Genomic DNA, 16997 nt, shown 5'->3' on the forward strand with positions numbered 1-16997 from the left:
GCCGGCGGAAACGCTGAGGAACAGGATTTTCTTCTGCGGCCTGGTCGCGTCGGTCAGATCGGTCAGCTCGGTCAGATCGGTCACATGGCTCCTCGGGTCACTTCATGACAAATGACTTGATCAGGGTCAGCTCGCCGGGCTTGCGCATCGGCACGCGGAATACCTGCTGCTTTTCGCTGGGCGTGTTCTCGTCGGTGATCACCGCCACCTGGGCCACGGTGATGGCTTCGGGCCCCGCACCGCTGCCGTAGTAGTTCACGTAGACGAGATAGGTGCCGGGCGGCGGCGCGGCGATCGAATAGATCTCGGGACCATAGCCGGTGGTCACGTCGACGTCGAGCGCCCCGCCGTTGCCGGCGACGCGATTTGCGTAGAAGGTGTGCTGGCCGTCCGGCGCAACCACATGGAGGTCCAGGTCGGTGGCATCGCTATCCCAGGACAGCACCACGCGCAAGCGCGGCCGGGTCCGGCCCTGGTAGCCGTCGTAGAACTGCACGCGCTTGCTGGCGCCCTGCGCGCTGCGCATCTCCACGCTGTTGCTGCCTGCGGAAAACGCATATGGCCGCGAGAAGCGGCCGTCCTCCTCCACCCGCTGCGGCATGGCGACACCRTTGATCACCAGCGTGGCGACCRAGCCGTCGCCGCGCCGGCCACGTCCGCGCGCAGCGGGCGCGGCGCCCTCGGCACCGCCGCCAGGCTGCGCTTTCGGCGCCGAACGGATACGCCCCGCGATCATGGCGCTGGCGGCCTGGCCCGCCGGCGTGGACACCGACACGGCGGGATAGTGGACCTCCTGCGTGTAATTGGCAGTGTCACCCGCCGAATTGCGCCATCCGTTGCGTGGCGTGGTGAACTCGATGGCATCGTCGGCATGCGCGGCGCCCGCCAGCAGCAAGGCCGGCAGGATCAGTCTGGCTAAAGCGAAATTCGGCTTGCGATGCATATCCACATTCCCTGCCCCTGGCGGGCATTATCTGCTTCCTGGCTTTCGCCCTTGGAGGACGCCGGTCAGAAGCGCACCGATTTCATCAGCGTCAGTTCGCCCAGCTTGCGCAGCGGCACCACCAGGGTCTCGCGCTTCTCGTTGAGCGTGTTCTCGTTGTAGATCAGCGTGAGCCTGGCGGTGATCAGGTCGCGCGCGTTTGCGCCAGCCTGGAAGTTGTAGCCGGCGGCGTCGAAATTGCCCCAATAGTTCACGTAGAAAAGCCACACGCCCGGGCGCGGCGCGGCGCTGGAGAAGATCTCGGGGCCGGCTCCGTCCACGCTGTCCACGTCGAGGCCCCCGCCCGCGGGCAGCAGCGGGCTGGCCCAGAAGGCATGACCGCCGTCCGGCGAGATCACATGCAGGTCGACCTCGGCCTTGGGATCGTCCCAGGTCAGCACGGCGCGCAGCCTGGCCTGGACCTTGGTGGCGTCGGCCTCGTAGAACTGCAGGCGCTGGCGCGAGGCGCCGTCGGCGGAAATGATCTCGACGCTGTTGGAGCCGCGCCCGAACGCCCATGGCCGGGCAAAGCGACCCTGCTCGTCGGCATAGAGCGGCATTGCGTTGCCGTTGACCACCAGCGTGGGCGGCTTGCGGCCTTCCTTGCCGGCCCGGTGCAGGCGGCCTTCGATCAGCGTGCGGTATTTCTGCGCGCCGCGGTCCACCGGCGGCTTGGGATAGGCCGCGGTGTAGCGTTCCAGCTCGCTGGACAGGCCGCTGTGGCGCCAGCCGCCGGCCGGGCCTTCGAGCTCGGCGACCGGCCCGGCCGTGCCCGCCAACGGTGCCACGGCCCAGGCGAGCGCCAGCGCGGCAGGTGACCAGCGGTGCGGGGAGAAAAAGGTGCGGTTCATGACGGATTTTCCGTGCGCACCAGCTTGCGCGCGAGGCCTTCGACGAATTGCTCGTCCTGCCCGCGCGGATGGCGCGCGAACGCGAGGTGCAGGTATTCGTGTGCCAGCGCGATGCGGTCGTCCTCGCTGGCAAGCCGGTGGATATAGAGCCGGTTGCGGCGCGCATCGGCATAGGGCCGGCCTTCGCGGACCTCGCAGACCGCCGGCAGCGGCGGCGCTTCATAGCCCGGCTCGGCACCCAGCCGGCGCTGCCATTGCGGCGCGCGCTGGGCCAGCCATTGCCGCGCATTGGCGATCGCCAGGCAATCGCCGGCGACCGGGCTCTGGAACGAKGTCAGCGTGGCCTGCGGCCACCAGCGCGCCAGAATGGTATCGAAGGCTTGGCCCTGGCCCGCCGCGCGCCTGGCCTCGGTCCACGCCATGCGGCCCGGGCCGCCGGCATCGTGGTGATAGCGTACGGCCACGCCGGACAGCACCAGCCCGTCGGTCTGGTCGGCCGCGCGCCGCGCCGCGGCGGTGGGTGTGCGCGGCAGCACGCGCTGCGTGCGGCTGCTGTCGGMGATACGGAAGCAGCCTTGCTCGCGCGCGGCCTGCTGAACCAGGTAGCTGCGCACGGCCACGGCCAGCGCGCGGGCGGCCTCCGGCTCGGCCGTATCGCCCTCGCGCTCCACCACGCGCGCCACGTAGTCATTGAGTCCAAAGCGCCCGACCACGCGGGGCGCTGCACCCGCGGCGCGCACCAGGCTGAGCTCGCCGCGGCTGTCCACGCGCAGGCTGTTGCCGTTGGCGAACTCGGCGCGGAAGGTGCCATTGAGCGGGCCATCGGGCACAGCCTTGCGTTCCGGCCCCGCGCCGAGCAGCTCGCGCAGCGCATGGCGCTCGAACATGTCGACCAGCACGCAGGCGCCGTCGTCCGGCACCGGCACGGTGGCCAGCAGCGGCTGCAACAGCGGCGCGGCACGCCGCAGCACATTGGCGCTGGCACCCTGCCCGCCGAGCCACGCCGGGCTGCCGTCGGCCAGCCAGCCCGCGGCACCGCCAATGGAGGCGCCGGGCCGCACCGGGTCCGGCATGGTCCAGGTCTTGGCGCGCAGCAGGCTGCCGTAGCTGGCCAGCGTGCCCTCGCCGCGCCCCACCGTCAGCACGGAGACGAGCGTGGCCGAAGCGGCCTGCCGCGCGGCGGGCGGCACCGCGTGCAGCGCAGCCAGCAGCTCGGCCACCGGCACCACGCGCCCAGGCTGCATCGCCCGCATGTCCTGCAGCCAGGCCGGCGCGCCGGCATCCTTCCAGAAGCGGCGCCAGTCGGCACCCGACAAACCCAGGCGCAGCGGCTCGAAATAGCGCCCGCACGACTGCACCAGCGCATGCTCGCGGTCGATGCTCTGGCCTGCCGTGCAGCAATAGACTTCTTCCGGGTCGCCGCCGCGGCAGGTGTAGTCGTCGCCCGCCTTGTCGCGGCCGACCAGGTAGCTGTAGACGAAGAGCTTCCACACGCTGCCCAGCGGCGTCTGCAGGCCGGGGGGCAGTGGCGCCGGCATGGCACCCGATGTGGCGCCGCCGAGCCGGTACAGCTGGGCCTCGGTGCCGGCAAGCCGCGCGAAATGCAGCGGCTGCGCACCGTCCGCCGCCGCAAGCGCCAGCGCGGACGCCGCCCAGCACAGGGCGGCGAGCACGGTTGCGCAACGCCCCAGGCAGCGCGCTGCCATGCCCGGAGTCAGGCCGGTGCGCATGCCCGCCTCACTCCACCGTCAAGGGGAAGGCCGCGCTCTTGCCGTCGCCCTGCAGGGCCTTGGCATCCGGCTGGTACATGCGGAAGTAGCGCACCGGTGGCAGGCTGAACCTGCCGGGCAGCGAGAAGCGCACCAGCTGGCGCAGCACCACGGGACGCTCCAGCGCAACCACCGGCTGGTGGTAAGACAGCATGCCCGTTTCGTAGGTGACGGCACGCTGGAACGGCTGCAGGCCGGTGGTCTTGTTGTCCGGGTMCGGCAGGCCCTCGATACGCAGCCCCCAGGTGGTGCCCTCGACTTCGCCGCCAGGCGGCAGCGGCGCCTCGACCAGGCCGTAGCGGTAGACGCCCTGGCGTGGGCTCAGCACGATCTCGTCGACATAGAGCGTATTGCTGTCAAGCTTGTCCCCCGGCTTGACCGCCCTGGCCGTGAAGGTCAGGCCCGCCGTGCCGGCGGCGGCCGGATCGGGCGCCTTGTCGGCCTTGGCGGCGGAGTCGCTGGTGGGGACCAGGCGATAGAGCTTGCGCTCGATGCCAATCGGCAGGCGCGCCGCTTCCTGCGCGCGGCTGCGGTACGACACCACGGCATTGGTGTTGTAGGACTGCGCCGCGGCCTCCATGTTCGGCGGCGCGCTAAAGGTCAGCGATTCCGGCAACTGGGCGCCGGTCCAGCGCCATTCCGGCAGGCCGAGCTGGCCGCGCGCCGCCTTCCAGCTGCCCTGCGGCGTGCGTTGCCCCGCATCGGCCTCCCCGGGCAGGCCGCGGCCGAGCCCGCCGCCAAGCGCCTTGTTGAGCCAGACCAGCGTCACCGCGCGGTCGATGGTCGGGCTGGCGGCGCCGGCGCGCGACAGCAGCGCCTGCACATCCGAAGCGGCGGCACCCTTGCCGGACATCAGCAGCAGACTCTGCACCAGTGGCGAAGGATCGGCGGCAAGCGCCTGGCGCGCGGCGTCGGCCGCGCCCGCCAGCCCCTCCGGCATGGGCTGCCCGATCTGCTTGTAGAGCTGCGCKGCGAGCACGGTGGCTACGCGGCGGCCCTGCGCCGAATCCGGCGCGGCGAATACCAGGCTGTCGCCAGCGGCCACGGCGGCGCCCGCATCGCTGCCGGGCCGGCCCAGCTCGGCGGCCACGCCACTGAGCTGCGTCGCCACYGGCAAGCCCATCTCGTTGATGAACCACAGCGCCAGCGTACKGTGCAGCAGCGGCTCCTTCATGGCCTGCTTGTAGGCCTCCAGCGTGCGCTTCCAGTGATCTGGCGGCAGGCTGATGCCGACCGCGCGCGTGGCCAGCCAGTCGGCGTAGTACGCGTAGGCGGTCAGCAGCGCGCTGTTGCCCAGGGTATCGCCCCACCAGCCGAACTGGCCGTTGACGCCGGCCAGCAGCGCCAGGCGCTGGCGCTGGGTGCGCAACAGCGCATCCAGGCCCTGGGTGTCGCCGCCGGTGCTGGCGCCGCTGGCGGCGAGACTGCGTTGCGCCAGCGCCAGCGGAATCAGGCGGCTGGCGGTCTGCTCGGTGCAGCCGTAGGGATAGGCCAGCAGGTCGTCGGCCACGCGCGCGAAGTGGCTGGCGGCGCTGTCGACGAAACGCAGGCGCACGTCCTGCGCGTCGGCCGGCAGCTTGAGCACGGCACTGGCGCCCGCCAGCGGCAGCGTCAGCTCGCGCTGCGACAGCCAGCCGGTGGGCTCCACGGCCAGCGCGGCCTGCAGACGGTCCACGGTCTTGCCCTGGAGCTTGATCTCGGCGTTGACCACGCCGCTCTGCAGCGCGCCCTGGGCCACGGGCAGGCGCACGTAGTTGGCACCGCGCTTGAGCGTGACGCTCTGGTTGACATTGAGTCCGGCGCCCATCACCACCAGGTCGGCGGCSACGTCCTGCTCGCCCTGGTTGAAAGCGACCATGTCGATGCGCGGCGCGTCCTCGGCGCGATAGCGCTGCGKCCCCGTCCACTTGAGGTAGAGGCTCTTGTCCGAGCGGATGCTGGCGGTGCGCTGGCCGACCATGCCGTCGCTGGCCATGGCGCGCACGGTGATGCGCCAGCGGGTCAGGGAGTCAGGCATGGTGAAGCTCATGCGCGCGCGCCCGTCCGCGCCGGTACGCAGGTTTGCCTCCCAGGCGGCCGTGTCCTTGTCGTCGCGGCGCGGGCGCTCCAGCACCTTCACCCCGCGCTCGTTATAGCGGCCCCGCTCCGGGCCGCCGGCGCCCGGCTGGCCCGAGGTGGCCAGGTCGTAGCCGATGAAGTTCAGGCTCGAGGTGGTACGCACGCTGTTGCGCCGCGGATGGTAGAAGAAGTCCACGATGCTCGGGGCGATCTCGGGCTGCAGCACGTAGACCATCTCGTCGACCACGCTGACCGTCAGGTTGGCCGGCACCGGCTTGCCGTTGAAGGCGCTGCCCAGGTCCAGCGTGACGGTGTCGCCGGGCGCGTAGACCGCCTTGTCGCTCTTCACCGCCAGCTCGATGGCCGGCTGCAGCACGGCGATGCCGGCGTTCTGGAACACGTAGTCGCCGTCCTTCACGTACAGCACGGAGAACGTCATGTTCGGGCTGAAATCGTTGCCGACCTTGATGCGGGCGCGCCACTGCTTGTCCGTGATCTTCTCCAGCGAGAGCCAGTCGCCGCCCTTCGACAGCAGCCCGCGGCGCTCGACGCGGTCGCGCTCCAGCGTGAGCAGCGCGTCTTCCACCGCCAGCGGGAACGTCACCAGCGCTTCGGCGGTATCGCCGATGCGGTAGCGGTCGCGGTCGAACACGATCTCGATATTGCCGGGCACGGTCTGCAGGCCATCGCCCGCCACCCAGTGGCTGGCCGCGGCCAGCAGGTTGCCGGCGCCGTCCTTGACGGACAGCGTGTACGAGCCCGGCTGGTCGAACCTGACCGGAAAGGACACGGCACCAATGGCGCCCGCATCCAGCCTGCCTTCGGTGCGCGTGCGCGATTCCAGCCGCACCAGCTCCCACCTGGCGGGCGCGCGGGCCGGGGCCTGCGCGGTGGCGTCCAGCGCCTGCAGCCAGAAGGTCACGCTCTGGCCGGCGTTGGTGAAATTGGCCGGCGCGGTCAGCTTGTAGGGCGTGGCGCCGCGCGCGATCAACAGTTCGCGCGTGACCTTGACGCGGTAGGCCGCGCCGTCGTTGGCGAATACCGTGACCACGTAGCGGCTCGGGTCCTTGGCCGCCGGCAGCGCGAGTGCGGCGTTGCCGCTGCCGTCGGTGGTCAGTTCCTGCTGCTCCAGCTTGAGCGGGAACAGCCCGGCGTATTGCAGCTCGCCTTCCACCATGGTGACCTGCTGCGCGCGCAGGCTGACGGACAACCTGGCGTCCTTGACGGGCTTGCCATCCGGGTAGCGCAGCTCGATCTTGCCCTTGACGGCCTCGCCGGTGGCGTAGTCCGCCTTGTCCAGCGCGAGGTTCACGTCGAAGTGCGGCTTGATGTATTCGGCCACGCGGAAGGCGCCGCCGTAGGTATTGCCGCCATAGTCGAAGCGCAGCGTGTAGCCGCCCGCCAGCGCGTTGGCCGGCAGCGTGAAGCGCGCGTCGGCGCCGTTGTCCGCATTCAGCGCGGTGCCGAGCGCGGCCAGCGGTGCGCCATTGGGATCCAGCACGTCGAGCCTGATGTCGCCGGCGGCGGCGGGCGCCGACTCGGTGGCGCTGCGGAAATTGCGGCCGATGAACTTGACGCGCACCTCATCGCCCGGGCGGTACAGCGGCCGGTCGGTGAAGGCGTACAGCTTGGTGTTGTAGATCTCGCTGTCGTAGTAGAAATTTTCCGAGATAAAGGCGCCGCCGGCCGGGTCCACGCCCAGCAGGTAGCTGCGCTCGGGGCTGGTGTGGGCCAGTTCTGCCGCGCCATCGGCGCCGGTGCTGGCGCTCTGCAGCACGCCCAGGCCGTCGGTCCAGGCCAGGCTGGCGCCCGCTACCGGCCGCCCGCTCTTGCGGTTCGCGGCCCACGCCAGCATGCCGTTGGCAGTGCTCTTGGTGATGGCCACGGTATCGGAGACGAACAGCAGCGTGTGCGCGCGGTAGGTGCCGATGATGCCCTCGACGATATACAGCCCCGGCCTGAGCTTGCCCAGCGGCACCATCACATTGCCGGCGTCGCGCGGCAGGAATTCGCTGCTGCTGCCTTCGAGCTTCACGTCCCTGGGCGGTGCGATCTCCCTGGCGTCCCAGATCGGATAGCGGAAGCGCTCCACCAGGTCGTAGCCCTTGAGTGGCTCGTACTGCGGGTTGTTCTCGAAACGGGTGGGCTGGGCAATCTGGTCCCCCATGCTGAATTGCGGCGCATCCTCCACCGCCTTGCTGCGTGCGGCGAGCGACAACACGCGCTGCCAGGCGCGGCGCGCCTGCTTGTACCAGCTATCCCACAGGTAGGACAGCGTATTGGCCAGCCCTTCGCCACGGTAGCTGGCCTTGACGTCGATGCGATGCAGGTTCTTCTGTCCCTTGAGGAAGGCGACCGGATCGGCCACCCGGTAGACCAGGATGTCCGCGCCGCCGTATCGCTGCAGCTCGCTCTTGTACTCGCGCCCCGGCGCTTCGAGGCGCACCTGCGCGGTCTGGTCGCTGCCGAAGCTGGCGTCCGACAACAGGAAGAAGGGCTGGCCCTGGAACGCGGCGTAGCCGCTGGACGGCACCGTGTCGAGCGTGGCGCCTGGCCGCTGGTMGGCGCCGGCAGCGTGGGTCCAGGCCAGCAGTGCAAGCGCCAGCAGCATGCGGGTGGTCACGGAACGCAGAAGCGCGCKGGCGCGCATCATGACGACAGGCATCGTCTTTACCTCGACAAAAAGGCGAAACGGAATACGCCGATGAAATTGGGGTTGCCGTCGTGCGGCTGCCAGCGCGAATCGTTCCATTGCATCAGGCGGGAAAGGGAGACGGCGCGCAGGCCGTTATCGCTACGGGTMACGGTGCCGGTGTGATAGGCCAGGTACTGACCCATCCAGATCATCAGGTGCTGTTCGTCGCCCTGGTCGTAGAAGAGCAGGTCGCCGGGCTGCGCCAGGTTGACGTTGCGCGCGACAAAGCGGCTATTGCCCTGCACCAGCGCCAGGGCCGACGCATAGGCGCCGGTGCTGCCGTCGGCGCGGGTCCAGCGCTGGCCGAGCGTGCGCTGGGCCGGGCTCAGGCTGAGCTCTGGCGGCAACTGGCGGGCCGCCGCGCCGCCCTGCATGCCGTTGGCGCGCAGCCAGCGTGCGTCGTGCACGCGCAGCGCCTCGCCCACKGCAAAGCGGACCAGGCCGACGCAGTCGCGCTGGTACCAGCGCGGAGTCGGGCCCTGCCGCAATTGCTMGCCGACGATGCGCACGAACCAGGCCCGGAACGCCGTGGTCTGGGCCGGGTCGAGCTGGCCGCCCTCGGGCGCGGCGGCTTCAAGCCCCGACAATGCCAGCGCACGGCCCGGGCCGGCCARCGGCAGGCATGMCGCGGCCAGCGCCGCCAGCATCMCGCGACGGCCTCGGCGCAGGACCGTCACTGCGTGGCCTCTTGGCTGCCTTGCGTCTGCAGGAGCGCCGCGCTGGCCGGTGCGGCCGCCAGCACGCCGTGCGGTGCGCCGGACTGCTGCCATGTCACGGACACCCAGCCCCGGCCCGAAGGCAGGTTGCCCGGCAGCACCAGCGACATCGCCGGATAAGCGCCGAGGGCTTTGAGCTTGGGGAACAGATGCGCGCGCGCTGCGTTCAGGAACAGGGCTTCCTGGTCGGCGGGCAGCGCCCTGGTGGCTTCGCGCCGCACCAGCAGCGCCAGCGTGGACGGCGTGAAGCTCAGCACCGTGCGGGCCTGCCKGTCGCGCGGCATGGTGTCGGCCACCGCCGGGAAGCGCTTGCCCTGCACCGCCAGCGCGTCGTCGACGAGCGTGGCGTCGGGCGAGAACAGCACGGTATTGCCGGCCAGCGCCAGCGTCACGGGAAAATAAGCGCCGGCGGACAGCTGGGCCGCGAACGGCGCGCCCTTGGCCTCGCGCGTGCCATACGGCGAGCTGACTGGCCGCGACCACAGCTCGGCGTCGCCTGCGCCCTTGCGCCCCTGCACCGGCAGGCGCGCGTAGGTGCCCTTGTCGCCGCCGGCCGCGGGCTCGTAGGCACCGATTACCTGCTCGAACAGACCGGCCAGCAACGGGCGCAGCGCGGACGCAGCCTCGGCCGACTTCAGGCGCGCCATGAACAGGGGCGCGACCAGAGCCGACTTGCCATACCAGCAAACTGCGGCCGGGCCTTCGAACGCCTGGCCGACCTGGGCGGCAAGCTCGTCCTTGCCGCCGCTGACCTTCTGCAGCATCTTGCCGGCTGCCTGCCAGTCGACCGGCAGGGTGGCACAGGCAGCCGGATCCGCGGGCAAGGCCTGCCAGAGCGCGGCGGCATTCCACTTGCCGGGCAGGCGCGCGCCATCGACCAGCACGGCGCCTTGCCATTCCGTGCTGCCCGCGGCGGCCTTGGGATCGGCACCGGCGAAGTCGAAGCGCAACGCCTCGATGCCGGGGAAGAAGGCMTGGTAGCCGAAGGACAGATAGTTCGCGCCGACCACCACGCGGTGGCCCCTGGGCGCGCCCTTGACGGGTTCGAGCGCGAACGCCTGCAGCGGGGCCTCGCGGGCGGCGGCATCGTCGGACAGCCATGCCGCCACCGCTTTGGCGCGCGCGCCGATCGGCTTGCCTTCGGCATCGAGCAGCATGCCCGCCTCGGACAGCACCACCAGGCGCTCGCCCTTGCCCGCGATCAGCAAGCTGCGCGCGGGGCCGATGCGCAAGGCGTAGAGCGGCGTGCCGTCGATCTCGCCGGCGCGGGTGAGCTGGGTATCCGCCGGCGCAATGGTGCCGAKCGTCTGCAGCACCTTGGCCAGCCCGTTGCGCTCCATGGCCAGCGCCCAGTAGCGCAGCGTGCCGTCGGCGCCGCGCCAGGCCATCAGCCTGCCGGGCTCGTCGAAAACCCGCCTGAGCAGGGCGTCGGACCAGTCGAGGTCATGCTCGAAGGCAATGCGGCGCAAGGCGCCGGCGGCCGAGAGACGGCCTTCATTGTCTTCGTAGTAGTTCACGAAGTCCTCGGTGAGGACGTCGCGCAGCAGTGGCACGCGCAGCATGTCTTTCGGCAGGCTGGACAGACTTTCGCTGTCGACCAGCGCGTCCGGGCGGCCGAAATCCAGCTCGATCTGCCGCGGCTGCCCTTTCCAGGCCTTGCCGAACGGGTGCCAGACAAGCTGCACGGCCACGCCCGCGGCAAGCGCCATCGCGGCCACGCCGAGCCCGATTTTCCTGCGCGACATTMTCATGTTTCCCCACCGTCGTGATCACCGCACGTCACTGATGCAGCGAACCCGGTAGCGTACCGCGCACATCGATCCGCCCGCAAGCCGGCCGCTGTGAAATTTTGTGATACCAGCACTGCGCCTTTGCCGGGGCCCGTCGCTCGCCGTCCGGATATCTGGCAGGGTATTTACTTATGACGAAGATGTACTTTGTGCGCCACGGCACCCGGCGTACGCTTGCCGCTTTTGAAAGTCTCGCATCATGCTGTCGTTTGCCTCATTCAAAAGCGTTGGCGCGGCACGCGCCTCGCGCCTGCTCGTTGGCTTCGTTCTTGCCGCCGCCGGTGCGCTGGCGGCCGTCGCCCCCCATGCCGCCCTGGCCCAGAGCCCGGTGCTCGACAAGATCCGCAGCACGGGCACCATCGTCCTGGGCTACCGCGAATCGGCACTGCCCTTCTCGTTCGCCGATGACAAGGGCGAGCCGGCAGGCTACGCCGTGGACCTGTGCCTGCGCGCCGCCGAAGCCGCCCGCGTCAAGCTGGGCCTGAAGGCCATCAAGATCCGCTGGATGCCGCTCACKCCGCAAAACCGCATCCCTGCCGTGGTCAACGGCCTGGTCGACCTGGATTGCGCGCCCAACACGAACTCGCTGGAACGCCAGAAGCAAGTGGCCTTCAGCGTCTCGCACTACATTTCCACCGTGCGCATGCTGGTGCGCGCGGATTCGGGCATCCAGTCCTTCGAGGATCTGCGCGGCAAGAACGTGGTGACGAGCGCCGGCTCCACCGGCGACCGCCATGTGCGCCGCCTGAAGGCCCAGTATGGCTTTCACGACATCTATGCCAAGGACCACGGCGAGTCCTTCCTGCTGCTCGAATCCGGGCGCGCCCAGGCTTTCGTGATGGACGACGTGCTGCTTGCCGGCCTGCGCGCCCGCGCCAAGGATCCGTCGCAGTTCGTGATCGTGGGCCCGGCGCTGTCGACCGAACAGAACGCCCTGATGATGTCGCGCGCCGATTCGCAGTGGAAGGAACTGGTGGACCAGACCCTGGCCTCGGTCTTCGCCGGGCCGCAGGTCCTCGCGCTGCAGAAGCAATGGTTCCAGCAGCCGATCGGGACACGCAACATCAACCTGGCGCTGGCGCCCAGCGCGCAGGTACGTGACGCCTGGAAGCATCCTTCGGACGTGGCGACCGAGTAAGCCCGCACGCGTTGCGCTGTAACAAGAAACCCCGTCGACCGAGAGGTCCGCGGGGTTTTTGCGCCTTATTATTCACTTATCTGATTCACACAATGTCGGATGTAGCGCATCATCAACATGCGTGACAACTGTCAAGCAAGTCCCGCGGATCGCCGCAATAGCGGCTTTCCATAGGCCGGCATAAACCGTGTTCCCGGCAATACACCCCAAGTTGACAAGCGCAGGAAATGTTGGCGACACTGGGACTGAGCGGATAAACGGTTGGGGGGCTGCCAGGCTTGCGCAAGGTGATTCTCCCCAAGGCAGTTTTTCGCGTATTCGAACCGCCGCAAGGCGGCATTTTTCAGGAGAAACCATGAACAAGTTCGTCGCGACAGCCATCGCGCTTTGTATCGGCGCCGTTTCCGTGGCTGCCMAGGCCCAGACCGGCGGGAAGAAGTTCGACCCGTATAGCCAGGGCGCCAAGTCGGGCGAGAAATTCGACCCGTACACCCAGGGCGCCAAGTCGGGCGACAAGTTMGACCCGTACACCCAGGGCGCGAACAAGAGCACTCGCGCGGACCTGACCGGCGACGCATCGGCACCGGCTGCCAAGAAGTCGCACAAGAAGAGCAGCAAGAAGAGCAAGAAGCCCRCTTCGGCCGCCGCCGCCGGCTGATCGACAGGATCGGCACGGTACGGCAAAGAGCCCGCCATCCGGCGGGCTCTTTTCATTCCGGCACGGCACGGACACGAACGCTCAKGGCGCGCCCAGCTCCAGCGCCGTCACCTCGATGCGCTCGACCTTTTCCGGCCGGTTGTCTGCCTTGTCCTGCTTGTTGCGCTGGCGGACCTCGGTACGCAGGACAAAGGCCTCCGCCGGGCAATACCAGTCCGTGACGTACAGGACGGCGGGCTCCACCTGCACCACCTCCTCGCCCACCATCAGCGGGCCGAGCGACGTCCGTTTCTCGTAGGTGATGGGCATGCATTCCTTGCGGCCCATCACGGTATCGATCATCTGGCGCTTGCCGACATGGCGGGTACCKACGTTGATCGACGCGTACAGCGCGCGCATGCTGCCGATGACGTCATCCCCGCCGAGCGGATAGATCTGCAGCGACACGCTGGATTCGAACATCTCGCCATCGATCGTGCCGCCCTCGCGGACATCCGTCCCCGCGTAGTTGAACACGCCCTGCCCCCGGAATGCCGCCTCGCCATACATGCGGGCATAGCGTCCCTGCGCGTTGATCACGGCATGCTCGCTMTCGATGCTGGCACTGGCGGTACTGGTGCGGCGCTCTATATTGACCATATGGACCTGGTCCATGATGACCGGCGGCCCCATCAGGGCGGACAGCGCCGACTTGGAGCGCACTTCGAGCTGGGCCCGGCAGCCGGCGTCGTTCCTGGTGGTGTGGCGCAGCGTCATGGTGATCGACGTGGGCATGTCGCCGTCGCCTTCCATCTGCACCCGCGCGCCTGAGCGGAACCAGGGCGCATCGCACAGGACCGCCGCCGAGCGCGCCACGGCTTCCATTGGAACCTGTGCCGCGACCTGGCTGGCCGCAGCCGCAGCCGTGGCCGTGGCTGTAGCCGTAGCCGTAGCCGTAGCCGTAGCCTGGGCGAGCGCGGGCCCGCCGTGCGCCAGCAGCATCGCCGCCAACGCGGAAGCCCCGGCCAATTGCGCCTTTATGCTCACATGAATCCTGTCTAGAATGAGTTCACGCCCCCGCTGGTTCCGGCAAGGCACCTGCGCGCCGGGGCAGGCAGGCGTCGCCGCCMGCTCTGGTTAGAAATTAGCGCTTTTTCGCTGGCTTGTCTTGTCGGTCTTCGTCCGTGCAGGCCAGTGCTCGCCCGGGCCAGCTTGCAGCTTGTCAGGGAGGTATCCATGCTTCACTACTACGCCAAGCTCTGGTGGGTCGTCGGCCTGCGTGGCATTTTCGCTGTGCTGTTCGGCATTTGCGCGTTCTTCGCGCCCATAGCCACCCTGGCCGCGCTGGTGCTGGTGTTTGGCGCCTTCGCGGCCGCCGATGGCGTGACCGCCCTGGCGATGGCCATCTCCGGCAGCCAGCGCGAGGCCAGCGACCGCGGCATCCTTGCACTGCAAGGCTTGCTTGGCCTCGGCGTGGGCCTGCTGACCTGGTTCAGCCCGGTGGTCACGGCATTCTCGCTCCTGCTCTATATCGCAGCCTGGACGCTGGCCACCGGCGTGCTGCAGATCGTGGCCGCCATCCGCTTGCGCAAGGACATTCCCAATGAATGGTGGCTGGTGCTGGCCGGCCTGGTGAGCATCGTGTTCGCTTTCCTGTTGCTATGGCAGCCGCTGGCCGGCGCGCTGGCGCTGTTGTGGATGATCGGGGCCTGGGCGCTGGTTTGCGGCATCCTCCTGATCGGTGCCGCCCTGCGCCTGCGCAGCGCCCGCAATATGCCGACTGCGCCGCTTCCGGGCTGACATGCCGCTTGTCCGGGTGACGCTTCGGCTTGCCTGCCCGCCCGAGCGGCGGCGGGTGCGGGCTGTCGTGCTAACATTGCGCGCCGCGCCACATTGAGGGCGCGGTTTGCCGTTTGCCAATCCAGCCCAGGCGGCCGGCGCTGGCAAGCGCTTTGGCCTTGTTGTCCACCAAAGCGACGGCTGCTGCGTTGTGATGTGTTCCCTGCATGCGAGCCGCCCCCGAAACAGATAAATCGGGCTGGCCATTGGCACGCGATGCACGGGCGCACCCACGGCCGAAACCGGCGTTCCGGCGGCACGGCAAGGCACCAGGCCTTGCCGGGTCCGGCCAGGAATCGCCCGTCATCAGTGCATGACGCCCATCCGACCGTTTCCAGGAGACGTATGCGTAGTTCCGTGACCTCGCGAGAAACCTCGCGAAGCACCGCACAAGGTGTTTCGCAATCTGCCGGCCTGCCCACCACGGCGATTATCCTGGTCAGCCTGTTTATTCTCCTGGTTTGGTTCGGCACGCTCGAGGCGCGCCATCTGCTGCGCTCCGACGAGKGCCGCTATGGCGAGATCGCCCGCGAAATGTTCGCCACCGGCGACTGGGTCACGATCCGTTACAACGCGMTGAAGTATTTCGAGAAGCCGCCCTTCCACATGTGGGTGACGGCGCTGTCGTACACGCTGTTCGGCGTGGGCGACTGGCAGGCACGGCTGTGCGTGGCGCTGTCCGGCATGGTCGGCCTGGTGGTGTCGATGCTGGCGGCATCCCGCTGGTATGGCGCCCGCGCGGCGCTCCTGACCKGCCTGGTGCTGGCTGCCGCACCGATGTGGAGCGTTGCTTCGCACTTCAATTCGCTCGACATGACGCTGTCCGGCGCCATGGCCTGCGTACTGGCCTTCATGCTGCTGGCCCAGCACCCCGACGCCACCCCGGCCGGCCGCCGCTACTGGATGTGGGCCTGCTGGGTGGCCATGGGCGTGGCGATCCTGACCAAGGGCCTGGTGGGCATTGCGCTGCCCGGCCTGGTGCTGGTGATCTACACGGTGATCTCGCGCGATTTCGGCCTGTGGAAGCGCCTGCACCTGGTCAGCGGCATCGTCCTGATGCTGATCGTCACGGTGCCGTGGTTCTGGCTGGTGTCGGAGCGCAACCCCGAGTTCCTCAATTTCTTCTTTATCCATGAGCACTGGCAGCGCTACACCTCGACGGTGCACTCGCGCAAGGGCGCGCTCTGGTACTTCGTGCCCCTGCTGGTGGCCGGCTTCCTGCCTTGGCTGGGCCTGATGCCGCGCATGTGGCAGGTGGTGCGGGGCGAACGCGTGGACGCCCGCGCTGCCGCGGCGCGCGGCACGGCCGCCAGGCCGTTCCAGCCGGCGCTGCTGCTGGCCGTGTGGGCCATTGCCATCTTCGTCTTCTTCAGCCTGTCGGGCTCCAAGTTGCCCGGATACATCGTGCCGATCTTTCCCGCGCTGGGAATGCTTGCGGCGGTGGCGCTGCAGTACATCGACGAGCGCAACTGGCGCCGGCAGCTCAACGGCATGCTGGTGATCGCCGCCATCGGCCTGCTCGCCAGCCCGTACGTGGCCACGCTGAATTCCGACAATACGCCCAACGAGCTGTACCGGCTGTTCGCGGTCTGGGTCGGCGCGGCCTTCGTGCTGATGCTGGGCGGAATCTTCCTGGCGCGGTGGCTGCTGGCGGCCAAGGGCCTGATGGTAAGCATCACGGTCTACGCCCTGGCCATGCTCAGCAGCTTCACGGTCGCGCTGCTCGGTCACGAAGTGATGGGACGGCCGACCTCCGGCGTGKACATGGTGCCGGCCATCGAGGCCGTGCTGACCGACGACATGCCCATCTATGGCGTGCGCATGCTGGACCACACCCTGCCTTACTACCTGCGCCGCACCACCATCATGGTGGAATGGCCGGACGAGCTTGAATTCGGCACCAAGCAGGAACCGCAGAAATGGCTGCCCAGCCTGGATGCCTTTATTGCAAAATGGCAGGACGGCCAGCATGCCGTAGGTATCATGTCGGCCGCGACCTACCGCCTGCTGGAAGAGCGCAAGGTGCCGATGTACAAGATCGGGCAGGACAAGCGCCGCGTGGCGGTCACCAATTTCCCGCCGCCCGGCCAGGCGCCGGCGGCAACCCAGCCAGAACCGAACCGCGCGCCATGACGCTATCGACTTTCGCTTTCATCTTTACCGGCGTGCTGCTCAACGCGTGCGCGCAGCTGCTGCTCAAGGCTGGCACCAACGCCGTGGGCGCCATCACCCTGGAGCGCGCCACGCTGTTCACCACGGCGCTGCGCGTGCTGACGCAGTGGCCCGTGCTGGCCGGCCTCACGCTCTACGTGGTGAGCGTGGGCGTGTGGATCGTGGGCCTGTCGCGCGTGGACGTCTCCATTGCCTACCCGATGCTGTCGCTCGGCTACGTGGTGAATGCGCTGGCGGCCTGGTGGCTGTTCGGCGAAATGATCGGCCCGATGCGCGTGGCAGGCATCCTGCTGATTCTCGCCGGCGTGTTCMTGATTGCCCGCTCCTGATCACCGTACCATTGCACCAAC

At 68.8% G+C, this 16997-nt stretch carries 12 protein-coding genes; 5 read left to right on the forward strand and 7 right to left on the reverse strand.

The features are described 5' to 3' along the window. Positions 1-97: 97 nt before the first annotated feature. From AC1DKV_RS07545 to AC1DKV_RS07570, 6 genes are all read right to left on the reverse strand, one after another. The gene (locus tag AC1DKV_RS07545; RefSeq protein ID WP_477137534.1) at positions 98-943 is read right to left on the reverse strand and encodes a YfaP family protein; all 846 of its coding nucleotides are present in this window, start codon (positions 941-943) and stop codon (positions 98-100) included. 65 nt (positions 944-1008) lie between these two features. Next, on the reverse strand, positions 1009-1833 hold the full coding sequence (locus tag AC1DKV_RS07550) for a YfaP family protein (RefSeq protein WP_441616929.1): 825 nt from the start codon (positions 1831-1833) through the stop codon (positions 1009-1011). Then, positions 1830-3539 (reverse strand): DUF2300 domain-containing protein, encoded by a 1710-nt coding sequence (locus tag AC1DKV_RS07555; RefSeq protein ID WP_477137581.1) that lies wholly within the window; start codon positions 3537-3539, stop codon positions 1830-1832. Before AC1DKV_RS07555 ends, AC1DKV_RS07550 begins: the two co-directional genes overlap by 4 nt. 31 nt (positions 3540-3570) lie before the next feature. Further along, positions 3571-8310 carry an alpha-2-macroglobulin family protein gene (locus AC1DKV_RS07560; RefSeq protein ID WP_477137582.1) on the reverse strand — a complete coding sequence of 1580 codons (4740 nt, stop codon included), beginning with the start codon at positions 8308-8310 and terminating at the stop codon, positions 3571-3573. A gap of 20 nt (positions 8311-8330) precedes the next feature. After that, the gene (locus AC1DKV_RS07565) at positions 8331-9002 is read right to left on the reverse strand and encodes a DUF1175 domain-containing protein (protein WP_477137583.1); all 672 of its coding nucleotides are present in this window, start codon (positions 9000-9002) and stop codon (positions 8331-8333) included. 26 nt (positions 9003-9028) lie between these two features. Beyond that, on the reverse strand, positions 9029-10822 hold the full coding sequence (locus AC1DKV_RS07570; protein ID WP_477137535.1) for a DUF2138 domain-containing protein: 1794 nt from the start codon (positions 10820-10822) through the stop codon (positions 9029-9031). A gap of 238 nt (positions 10823-11060) precedes the next feature. Here AC1DKV_RS07570 and AC1DKV_RS07575 point away from each other — a divergent pair, with 238 nt between their 5' ends. Both AC1DKV_RS07575 and AC1DKV_RS07580 read left to right on the forward strand, forming a co-directional pair. Continuing rightward, positions 11061-11999: an amino acid ABC transporter substrate-binding protein gene (locus AC1DKV_RS07575; protein WP_441616933.1), complete on the forward strand. Its 939-nt coding sequence runs from the start codon at positions 11061-11063 to the stop codon at positions 11997-11999. Positions 12000-12354: 355 nt separating this feature from the next. After that, positions 12355-12657, forward strand: a complete 303-nt coding sequence (locus tag AC1DKV_RS07580; RefSeq protein ID WP_477137536.1) for an amino acid ABC transporter permease — start codon at positions 12355-12357, stop codon at positions 12655-12657. An 81-nt stretch (positions 12658-12738) separates the two neighbouring features. Here the strand turns inward: AC1DKV_RS07580 and AC1DKV_RS07585 are convergent, their stop codons facing one another. Further along, positions 12739-13638, reverse strand: a complete 900-nt coding sequence (locus AC1DKV_RS07585; protein WP_477137584.1) for a hypothetical protein — start codon at positions 13636-13638, stop codon at positions 12739-12741. Positions 13639-13872: 234 nt separating this feature from the next. Between AC1DKV_RS07585 and AC1DKV_RS07590 the strand changes: the two genes are divergently transcribed. The 3 genes from AC1DKV_RS07590 to AC1DKV_RS07600 all read left to right on the forward strand — a co-directional run bounded on the left by AC1DKV_RS07590 (position 13873) and on the right by AC1DKV_RS07600 (position 16976). After that, a complete protein-coding gene (locus AC1DKV_RS07590; RefSeq protein WP_441616937.1) occupies positions 13873-14436 on the forward strand; it encodes an HdeD family acid-resistance protein in 564 nt (187 codons plus the stop codon). Between the two features lie 384 nt (positions 14437-14820). Beyond that, positions 14821-16608, forward strand: coding sequence for a glycosyltransferase family 39 protein (locus AC1DKV_RS07595; protein WP_477137537.1), 1788 nt, complete (start codon positions 14821-14823; stop codon positions 16606-16608). Continuing rightward, a complete protein-coding gene (locus AC1DKV_RS07600; RefSeq protein ID WP_477137538.1) occupies positions 16605-16976 on the forward strand; it encodes a DMT family transporter in 372 nt (123 codons plus the stop codon). Before AC1DKV_RS07595 ends, AC1DKV_RS07600 begins: the two co-directional genes overlap by 4 nt. Positions 16977-16997: the final 21 nt, after the last annotated feature.

The organism is Cupriavidus sp. 05T41 (assembly GCF_056396525.1).